General features: G+C 58.2%; 6 protein-coding genes. 4 read left to right on the top strand and 2 right to left on the bottom strand.

Annotation, left to right across the window (positions count from 1 at the left end):
• Positions 1-32: 32 nt before the first annotated feature.
• On the top strand, positions 33-1496 hold the full coding sequence (locus ACTHV6_RS11455; protein ID WP_441387725.1) for a mannitol dehydrogenase family protein: 1464 nt from the start codon (positions 33-35) through the stop codon (positions 1494-1496).
• An 11-nt stretch (positions 1497-1507) separates the two neighbouring features.
• The gene (locus tag ACTHV6_RS11450; RefSeq protein ID WP_441387723.1) at positions 1508-2851 is read left to right on the top strand and encodes a serine hydrolase; all 1344 of its coding nucleotides are present in this window, start codon (positions 1508-1510) and stop codon (positions 2849-2851) included.
• Here ACTHV6_RS11450 and ACTHV6_RS11445 read toward each other — a convergent pair.
• Both ACTHV6_RS11445 and ACTHV6_RS11440 read right to left on the bottom strand, forming a co-directional pair.
• The gene (locus tag ACTHV6_RS11445) at positions 2848-3468 is read right to left on the bottom strand and encodes a hypothetical protein (RefSeq protein ID WP_441387722.1); all 621 of its coding nucleotides are present in this window, start codon (positions 3466-3468) and stop codon (positions 2848-2850) included. The genes ACTHV6_RS11450 and ACTHV6_RS11445 overlap by 4 nt on opposite strands.
• A gap of 72 nt (positions 3469-3540) precedes the next feature.
• Positions 3541-4536 (bottom strand): acetamidase/formamidase family protein, encoded by a 996-nt coding sequence (locus ACTHV6_RS11440; protein ID WP_441387721.1) that lies wholly within the window; start codon positions 4534-4536, stop codon positions 3541-3543.
• Between the two features lie 285 nt (positions 4537-4821).
• Here ACTHV6_RS11440 and ACTHV6_RS11435 point away from each other — a divergent pair, with 285 nt between their 5' ends.
• A complete protein-coding gene (locus tag ACTHV6_RS11435) occupies positions 4822-7266 on the top strand; it encodes a sodium-translocating pyrophosphatase (protein WP_441387719.1) in 2445 nt (814 codons plus the stop codon).
• A gap of 3 nt (positions 7267-7269) precedes the next feature.
• Positions 7270-8328, top strand: coding sequence for a glycosyltransferase family 1 protein (locus tag ACTHV6_RS11430; RefSeq protein WP_441387717.1), 1059 nt, complete (start codon positions 7270-7272; stop codon positions 8326-8328).
• Positions 8329-8416 lie beyond the last annotated feature (88 nt).

Genomic DNA, 8416 nt, shown 5'->3' with positions numbered 1-8416 from the left:
CCCACGATTCCACAACGAGGAGGACAATCAACATGCCAGCATCAACCAGCCTCGAGAGTTTCATTCAGTCACCCCTCAATCCCCCATACGACAGATCGTCGCTGACACCCGGCATCGTTCACTTTGGGTTGGGAAACTTCCACCGCGCTCACCAAGCGATGTACCTCGACCGCCTCCTTCGCCACGGCGAGGCCGCGGATTGGGCAATTTTGGGTGTTGGTGTCATGCCATCTGACACTCGCATGCGTGATGTGATGGCAGCCCAAGATGGCCTGTACACCCTCGTTCTCAAGAGCCACGGCCAGATTGAACCATCGGTGATTGGTTCTATCGCGGGCTTCCTCTTCGCCTCAGATGATCCTGAGGCGGTACTGGACGCCATGACCAGTGAAACAACACGGATCGTTTCACTCACGGTGACCGAAGGCGGGTACAACACTGATGATGACACGGGAGAATTTAAGACCGATTCCCCCGGCGCCGTTCGAGACAGCGAGAATCCCCACCAACCCTCCACCACGTTTGGTTACATCGTGGAGGCATTGCGCCGCAGGCGCGCAGCCGGCCTGCCGCCCTTCACTGTCATGTCGTGTGACAACCTGCAAGGCAACGGAAAGATCGCACACGGTGCGGTTGTTGCGCAGGCTCGGATGAGTGATCCCGAACTGGCCGATTGGATCGATTCGAACGTTTCCTTCCCCAATTCCATGGTGGACCGGATTACACCGGTCACCACTCCCGCTGACGTGGAGCTAGTGACAAGCGAATACGGCATTAGTGACGCATGGCCAGTAACCTGTGAGCCGTTCGAACAATGGGTTCTGGAGGATAAGTTCACTCTTGGCAGGCCCCCCTATGAGGACGCAGGCGTCCAGCTTGTTGACGATGTTGTTCCCTACGAACTGATGAAGCTGCGCCTCCTCAACGCATCACACCAGGCCCTCGCCCATCTGGGCCGGTTGCTGGGCATGGAGTTCGCTCATCAGGCAGCGGCGGATCCTGACATTCAAGCCTTCATCCGCGCCTACTTAGAACGCGAAGCGATCCCCACGCTGGCGCCCGTGCCCGGCGTGGACCTTGCCGCATACGTGGACGAGCTATTCGTCCGGTTCACGAACGAGGCCATCGCGGACACGCTGGCTAGGTTGGCTCAAGACGCATCGGATCGCATGCCAAAGTTCGTGATCGCGGCCCTGCGGGAGAACCTTGCCGCCGGGCGCTCTCTCACCCTCGGAGCCACCCTCTGCGCAGCATGGACACTGGGAATGGAAGGCACGGCAGAAAACGGCACAAGCATCGAAGTCGATGATCAACTCTCCCCCGAGCTCCTTCCGCTTGTCGCACGCCAGCGTGATGGTGACGCCACCGCGGTCATCTCCAACGAACGCGTGTTTGGTAGCCTCGGCGCTGACACAACGTTCGTTCGTGAGTTCACCAACGCGCTCGCGAGCCTGCGTGAAAATGGGGCACGGCAGACCATCGAAACTCTTCTCTAGGAGCCATCGTTATGCATAACCACATTCGCTCAGTCGTTGCGGCTGCGGCAACAAGCCTCGTCCTGATACTGAGCGGGTGTGGTTCTGCCTCCGATCCAGAACCATCCTCACCGCCATCGGTCGGCCCCTCCTCGCGGAGCTCAGTATCCATTCCTCAAACAACGGCCGGTCAGGCCATGATCTGGGTTCACGAGATTCTCGAACAAGAAGAAGATGTCACGGAGGCAGATCTCGAGGATCGCTTTTTGGATGAGTTCATTGCTCAGGTTTCGCTTGAGGATCTGACCACCTTGTTCAACACGAACCTCCGCCCAGCCGCGCCGTTCACTGTCAGTGACTACGCGGGCGAGGATCTCAACGCCTCGGCTACCTTCGCAGGTGAGCAGGGCGATCCCTTCGTTGTCCAGATTGTCGTGACGTCCGACGGCACGATCACGGGCCTGCTGTTCACCCCAGACATCGATCACGAGGCGGCTACCTCACTCGATGAGGTGGAATCACGTCTAGATGACCTACCGATGGACGTCAACTACATCGTGACCCGCGAGGGCGAAACACTCGCGTCGCAGGGCGCTGACGATGTGGCTCCCATCGGCTCTGCTTTCAAGCTATGGGTCCTGCTCGCAGTGGTGGAAGCCGTGGAGTCTGGTGATCTGAACTGGGACGATGAGCTGACTGTCACAGAAGCAAACAAGAGCCTGCCCAGCGGTGAGCTTCAGGATGAACCCGATGGAACTACCGTGACGGTGCGCGAGGCCGCCCAGAAGATGATCGAGATCAGCGACAACACCGCGACTGACCTGCTCATCGGGGCCGTTGGCCGAGACAGTATTGATGCCCTTGTGCCCGAGCATATGCGCCCGGTAGCTACCACGCGCCAGTTCTTCGAGTTGGTGTGGGGCGAGGATGCGCCGCAGCTGACGGAAGATTACGCATCGGCAGATACAGCCGGCCGCGCCGCAATCCTCGATGACCTGACGGAGCTGACCGTGGATGTCACCGGTCTTGACCTAACAACGTCCGAAGTCTCATCCCCCACATGGGCCGCCAGCCCGCAGGAGGTAGCCGGAGTGCTTGACCAACTCGTGGCCGCAAGCGATGAGCATCCGGAAATTGGAGAGATCCTTGGTGCCAATACCGGTGTACCGGTTGAGGGCTATGAGAACCTCTGGTTCAAGGGAGGATCGCTTCCCGGAGTGGTCGCTGGCGCGTGGACGGGCCAAACAGAATCGGGCGAGAGAGTCAGCGTGATCCTCATAGCTGGCAGCGATGACGCCACAGCGATCAGCGATCACACGATGGAGCTTCTCCTCCTGGGAGGGGATGCTTTGACCACAGTTGCCGATGGGGCCTAACTCCACGCATTCCCGTCAGATTCTTCGCTGAACGGGCGATCCGAGCTGTTGGGAGGCGATTCTCGCGATGACGATGGCCCCGGCCCCACGAACCGCCTACCCAGTCCCCTCGCCCGCGCCTGCTGGAACAGCTCGTGCTGCTCACCGTGAAGCGTGATGATCGGCGAGGGCTCCTTGCCCTGTTCCACCACAATGTAGGTGATCTGCTCATCCTCGGGCCAAAAGGCCCTGATGAAGTCCGTCGCATGTTCCGTATCCCCGCCAGCCTTCATGGGCGTGTAGACGCCCGGATCCCCCGTTGCAAGGCGCTCCCACGCCTTCTCCGGGTTCTCCCGCAGCGCCATATAATCGCGCCTCAGCGTGCGGCCATCGCGCAGCCGCCATTCTCTCGCCTTGCGGGCCATGTCCCAGAAGACGAAGGGGCTGACCAACGCCATGAGCGCAGAAAAGATCATCATGAAAACCACGCCGTTGACAAGGCTGAAGGTAAAGAACCCCGCGCCAATAAGAAACACCATCACCCCCAACATCTTGTAGATTCTCGCGGTTTGCGGAGATTCAGCCAGTTCGAAGAGTTCGGGCTGTGACGCGAGTGTCTTGTCGCCTACAGTGGCCATGGGTCCATCCTTCACGGTCGCTTGAGGTCATTCGGGACCTTGGTCCCCACCCAGCCTACCGGACGGGCATCGCTACATGGCCTTCAATCGCTCGTGCACCCCGCCGTACACCTGAACGCCAGGCAACATGGCCTTGGGAATCTTGCACACAACGGTGTACACGGTATCCACGGCGTTCGCGATCGGGGTCAACGAGGTCTGGGACGCGAACTGATAGGAATCCATCGTGGACATCCCGGTGATCTCGCTGATCCAATACACCATTTCTGTATGTGCGATCCGGAAGGCATCCTCCATCGGACGGATGGAGCCGGTGGTCATGATGTAGTCGTCCGTTTCGATCCGCGGCCACGGCGTGTAGTAGCCGGATACGACATCCAGAGCAACGGTTGAATCCATCGCAGCTTCCACAGCTGTCCCGCAGGACTCCCCTTCTCCCTGCCGCGCATGACCATCGCCAAAGCTGAACATTGCGCCCTCAACGTTGACGCCCAGATAGCACGTCGCACCCTGGCGCAGTTCGGGAGTGTCCATGTTTCCGCCCCACGAACCCGGCGTGAGCGAGGAGTGAACCTCACCCAAAGGAGGCGCGACCCCTACCGTTCCATGCATGGGATCCATCGCGAAATCAAATGTGTGCTCGGATTCGTTGGCATCCATGGTGACGATGCCGCGATCCTTGTCAATCTTGTAATACCACAGCCGTTCGGGTAGAGGGTCCTGCAACGTGGGAGTCTTCGGCGTCGACGTCAGCGATCCAAAGAAGTGCATCAGCGTACTAATACCAAAATCGAACTTGGGCACGATGGATGTGAAGTGCACTGCCAACGTGTCTCCGGCATGAGCCTGCGGAATGAAGAAGGGACCCGTTTGCGGATTGAGGTATCCCTGCAAATCAGCGTCCGAAGGCAACATATCCGGACGGTCGAGTCGCCCCGCAAAAGCATCGAGCGTCGAGGTGGAAAGCGTGGCCGGAGCCGGTACTTCGGCAACGGCTTCCTTGCCACCGAACGTAAATGTCAATAGACCGGGATCTTGGTCAAAATCTACTGGATAGTCCACATGCATGAGATGTCCTTTCCTCAGGGCTTCGCGTGGATTCACAGATTACCCGAGGTCCGTTTCAATCGTATTGCCGTTGGACTACTGGGTGGTTACTTCGATTTTTGACGACGACGACGGCGATCCGCTCCAACCGCCGCTCACAACACGTAGGACCAAGTGCCCAAATCGGGCATCCGACAGTGCACGAACGTCCAGCAGTCCTCAACGCATGAAGCAAATGTGCTGCACCGCCGGCTCACATCACCTAAGTTCGAGGGTGATGCAGAACACCATGACACCAGAGGAACCATGCAATCAAAACTTATTATTCGCGTTCTACCTGTCTTAGCGGCACTAGCCCTACTCTCCGGATGTAGTTCAGGAGGAGGTGAAGGCGATGAAGGCATTGTTCACGGTGGGGAGGCCAGTCTTGTTCTTCCCACGTTGGATGACGTTCCCACGGCAATCGGGGCAACGGGCCACACCCTGCTGATCATCGGGATGGTCATCTGCCTGTGTGGACTGGGGTTTGGAATGCTCAGCTACATGCAGCTACGCAAGCTGTCCGTGCACCGCTCCATGCTCAACATTTCCGAGCTCATCTACACCACCTGTAAGGCGTATCTGACCAAGCAGGGCAAGTTCTTGTTGATCCTGTGGATATTCATCACGATCGTGATCGTTGGCTACTACAAGTTCCTTGTGGGATTCGCGTGGTCGCGTGTGTCCATCATCGTGTTCTTCAGTCTGCTGGGTATGGCGGGCTCCTACATCGTGGCCTGGTACGGCATTCGCGTGAATACGTTCGCGAATTCGCGAACGGCCTTTGCCTCCCTTGAGGGTAAGCCGTTGCCTACCCACCAGATCCCCTTAAAATCTGGCATGTCCATTGGAATGGTGCTCATTTCACTCGAGCTCATCATGATGCTGGTCATCCTGCTCTTCCTGCCGCGCGATATCGGTGGTGCATGCTTCATCGGCTTTGCCATTGGCGAATCTCTTGGCGCATCTGCACTACGAATTGCGGGCGGCATCTTCACGAAGATCGCCGATATTGGCTCTGACCTCATGAAGATCGTATTCAAGATCGATGAGGACGATCCGCGCAATCCCGGCGTGATTGCCGATTGCACGGGCGATAACGCAGGCGATTCAGTTGGTCCATCGGCTGACGGGTTTGAAACCTACGGCGTCACAGGCGTTGCTTTGGTGACCTTTATTATCTTGGCGGTTGAAGAACCTGCCATGCAGGGCCTACTGCTCGTTTGGATCTTTGCCGTGCGTGCCGCAATGGTGGTGGCCTCCGGCATCGCCTACGCCATCAACCACGCATGGGTGGCCCGCAGGTACAAGAACGCCAAGGAGATGAACTTTGAGACCCCGCTGACCTCGCTCGTGTGGCTCACCTCGATCATCTGCATCGCCTTCACATTTGCCACAACCGGCGCTGTTCTGGGCAACGGAGAAAACGGACTGGGCTGGAAGCTCGCGCTGATCATCACCTGCGGCACACTGGCAGGAGCTCTTATCCCGGAGTTGGTGAAGGCCTTTACGTCAACGAAGTCCCGCCACGTTCGTGAAACGGTGAAGAGCTCGCGTGAAGGCGGCGCTTCGCTCAACATTCTCTCCGGAATCGTTGCCGGTAACTTCTCTGCCTACTGGTTGGGCATCACCATCGTTGGCCTGATGGCCGTAGCATTCGGCATCTCCACAACGGGACTCGAAGAATACATGATCGCCCCGGCCGTGTTCGCTTTCGGACTTGTGGCCTTCGGATTCTTGGGGATGGGCCCCGTGACCATCGCCGTGGATTCCTACGGTCCTGTCACCGATAACGCCCAGTCTGTGTACGAGCTTTCCCAGATCGAGCAGGTCGATGGCATCGATGAGGAGATTCGCACCGAACACGGGTTTGCTCCCAACTGGGAAACCGCCAAGTACATGCTGGAAGAAAACGACGGGGCGGGCAATACCTTCAAGGCCACGGCCAAGCCGGTCCTCATCGGCACCGCGGTGGTAGGCGCTACCACCATGATCTTCTCCATCATCATCGGCCTCACGGAGGGCCTGACCAACAACGTGGAGAACCTATCGATCTTGCATGCTCCCTTCCTCCTCGGGCTGATCCTCGGCGGTGCGGTGGTGTACTGGTTCTCTGGCGCGTCAATGCAGGCCGTGACGACCGGCGCCTATCGAGCAGTCGAGTTCATCAAAGAGCACATCAAGCTTGATAGTGGGAACGAACGTGCCTCGGAGAAGGACTCGCGTGCCGTGGTTGAGATTTGCACGCAGTATGCACAGCAGGGAATGCTCAACATCTTCTTGGCCGTGTTCTTCTCCACGTTGGCCTTCGCCTTCGTAGAGCCCTATCTCATGATCGGCTATCTCATTTCGTTGGCGATCTTTGGCCTGTACCAAGCGATCTATATGGCGAATGCCGGCGGCGCGTGGGACAACGCCAAGAAGGTTGTGGAAACCGATTTGCACGCCAAGGGAACCGCACTTCACGACGCTACGATCGTGGGCGATACGGTGGGAGATCCGTTCAAGGACACGAGCTCCGTCGCCTTGAACCCAATCATCAAGTTCACCACACTCTTTGGAATGCTCGCCGTTGAGCTAGCGGTTGGACTGACCTCATTGGGTATGTCTCTAACTGTCCACATCGCCGCCGCGGTGTTCTTCCTCGTGTCAGTGTTCTTCATCTACCGCTCCTTCTACGGGATGCGTATCCAAACCGAGATTAGCGAGTAAGCCATGCACGTATTTATCAAACGCGATTCCACCATCATCACCGAAGACGGGCATGTGGCGGGCAAGGATGCTGGACCCACTCTTGTCCGGCGCTTCCTCCGGTTGTTCCCCGGCGCCACGCTGGTGGGCCCAGCTCCGCGCCGCTGCGAGGGGTTTGACGTTGTGCCACTGGAGTTTATCGATCCAGAGGATTCGGTCATTATCAACATGGACGTGCTCGATTCCGTGGATGTGTGGAGAACCGTGTTCCATGCATCGGGAGGAACGGTTCAGCCGCAGATCATGAACTTCGTCTGGTGGCCGGTGCGCGATATCGAACACCGGGTGGAGAAGCAGATGTTCGCACTGTCCTGCGCGCTGTTCCCCACCTTCGCCTCCTCTCACCGAACCGCATCAGAGGTTCGAGAGATCGTATCTAAGCGGACTACATCGGATATATCCGCACAGGCGAAGCTGGCGTGGGTGAATCTCGGATTCCGGGTAGACCACGTCCAGCCACGCAACGAACCGGACGTGCCCGTTGTTCTATACCCCGCCATCTACCTGACCAGCACGAAGCGCCCGGATATGTTCCGTCAAATCGTCGAGAAGGTGCGGGCCCGCACACCACTGAGAGCAGAGATGAGGCTGCACGAAACTCATCTGGTGAGCGAGAAGGCAATGTCCTTCTCCCGCCTGAATTGGGTGTGGGTTGGCCCTCTCACGGCAGAGCGAACCTCATATTACGAGGCACTTGCCCGCACACGGGCGTTCCTAGCCACAGCCACCGAAGAAGCCTACGGAATGGCCTATGTGGAGGCGATGGGATCTGGCGTGATCGGCGTGTTCCCGGATCTGCCGTGGGCCCGCGCTCTGCTTCCGGAGGACTACCCCTACCTGTATTCCTCCGCCGACGAGGCACAGGACATGCTCTTCCGAGCACTCACCGATCCGCAATCCTGCCACGCCGAACTGGACGCTGCGGCAGGAGGATCATTCGCCACATGGATCAACGAGCACCATAGCGATGATGCATTCGATCGCGAGATCGTTTCTCGGGTGAATGAGTGGTTTGAGCACTAGATTCGTCTGTTGAGGTTGGGTGTGATGGGTGGTGCTGTGGAGTGGTAGTGGTGTCCGGTTGGTGTGGTGATGATCCGGTCCGAGGACC

Origin of the sequence: Ancrocorticia sp. (assembly GCF_052089425.1) — a bacterium.
Classification (GTDB): Bacteria; Actinomycetota; Actinomycetes; order Actinomycetales; family Actinomycetaceae; genus Ancrocorticia.
Note: the sequence above shows the minus strand (reverse complement) of the source record. Positions and strands in the feature narration are given on the sequence as shown.